We start from the raw sequence: 1,604 nt of genomic DNA, 5'->3' as shown, positions 1-1,604 counted from the left end.
GTACATACAAAACCGTAATTAACAAAAATGGTACTAACAGGATTTTACTCCTATCAGTACCAAATATTGTAGAACCAAAAAAATTAAATTAAGCCTTGCAATCGGGTGGGGGATTGTGTATTATAATATACGTTGATTGTTCAGATGAAACGATTAACCTTACGGAGGAGTAGCGAAGTCTGGTTAAACGCGACGGTCTGTAAAACCGTTCCTTCGGGTTCGGTGGTTCGAATCCACTCTCCTCCATTTTAATTATTGGGCTATGGCCAAGCGGTAAGGCAACGGTTTTTGGTACCGTCATGCGCTGGTTCGAATCCAGCTAGCCCAACTGACAAAGTCGTCACGGTGGTGGCGGCTTTTTTGTTTATTTACGTTCAAGAAAGGAAGCTTCACCATGCCAAAACAAGGTCAGTTTGCCCGCGTAGCCCGGGCAAGTCATCACCGGACGTTAAAAGGGCGGGTCCACCGCCAACAGCGAACGATTGCGGATGGGCAGGGGCCAGATTTTTTAGTGGCCCGGTTTGCCCTGACTGCGAAACGGCACCTCCCCCAAGAATTACAAGAAAGTGCCCAACGGTGTTTGCAAGAGTTGGCGCAGCCACTATTAGCGACGGGCGATGGCCAAGCGGCACTGACGGCCTTGCTGCAGACGGCCCAGGGGCGGGTACCCTGGCAGTTTTGGGCGCAAGTCAGTTTGGCGTGGCCCGTTTTAGCAGCTTTTTTGCACCGTGAAGTCCCGGCGGTGCCCCTCAAGCAGCGGGTCGGGTTGGCAAAGCTCCCTAGTGCAGCGGAAGTTGATCAATTAATCGCGGCGCAGCTCAGCCGGCAAGCGGCAGCGTTGACCCTGTTGCAGGCCCAGCAAACGGAACAAACCGAAGCCTTGGCCCGGCAATTGCAACAGCAGTTTTGGCGGGCGGAGCACTTAAATTGGGCCGCCGTGCAAGCGTTATTGGGGCCCTTTCCCTTTGTAGCCGCACCGGCGGCGGATGCGGGGACAGCGGCTTGGCTGCGCCAGGTTGCGGCCTTTGATCCGGTGGCTTTTTCCAGCCACAAGTAAAATGTGTTAAAATTAACAAGTAAATTGCGGGGCCGAGTGGCTCTTGCAGGGGAATGAGGTAATGAAAATGAAGCATTTCTTTACAGTGTTAGGCGGGATGGGAACCTTGGCCACGGAATCCTACGTGCGCTTATTGGATCAACGGACCCCGACGCATGCGGATCAAGATTACTACGATTACATCGTGGTCAACCACGCGACGGTGCCGGATCGGACCAGTTGGATTTTGGATCACAGAAAAGAAGATCCGCGGCCAGCCTTATTGGAAGATATTCGGCAGCAAAGTCTGTTGAAGCCAGACTTTTTTGTGTTGATTTGCAATACGGCCCACTACTTTTATGATGAATTGCAAGCTGCCACGTCAATTCCAATTTTGAACATGATTGAAGAGACGGTCAAAGAAATCAAGCAGGTTACGCCGCAAGCGAAGCGGGTCGGCCTCTTGGCCACACCGGGAACGATTCAATCGGGCTTGTATGATGGGTATTTGACCAAGGCCGGCTATGAGATTGTCAAACCGACGCCGGAATTGCTAGCGGCGACTGAA

2 protein-coding genes and 2 tRNA genes are annotated in these 1,604 nt (G+C 52.1%); all 4 read left to right on the top strand.

Features of this window, described 5'->3' with window-relative positions:
• Window positions 1-163 precede the first annotated feature (163 nt).
• A tRNA-Tyr gene (locus tag BN54_RS09270) sits at window positions 164-246 on the top strand.
• Window positions 247-256: 10 nt separating this feature from the next.
• Window positions 257-328: transfer RNA gene (locus BN54_RS09265), tRNA-Gln, on the top strand.
• A 66-nt stretch (window positions 329-394) separates the two neighbouring features.
• Complete coding sequence (locus BN54_RS09260; RefSeq protein WP_019206920.1) at window positions 395-1,057, top strand: hypothetical protein; 663 nt, start codon at window positions 395-397, stop codon at window positions 1,055-1,057.
• A 67-nt stretch (window positions 1,058-1,124) separates the two neighbouring features.
• A partial coding sequence (locus BN54_RS10445; RefSeq protein WP_040470214.1) for an aspartate/glutamate racemase family protein occupies window positions 1,125-1,604 on the top strand: 480 nt, incomplete at its 3' end.

Origin of the sequence: Limosilactobacillus ingluviei str. Autruche 4 (assembly GCF_000312405.1) — a bacterium.
GTDB classification, from domain to species: Bacteria; Bacillota; Bacilli; order Lactobacillales; family Lactobacillaceae; genus Limosilactobacillus; species Limosilactobacillus ingluviei.
The sequence above is the reverse complement of the archived record's forward strand: the minus strand, read 5'-3'. Positions and strand labels throughout refer to the sequence as shown.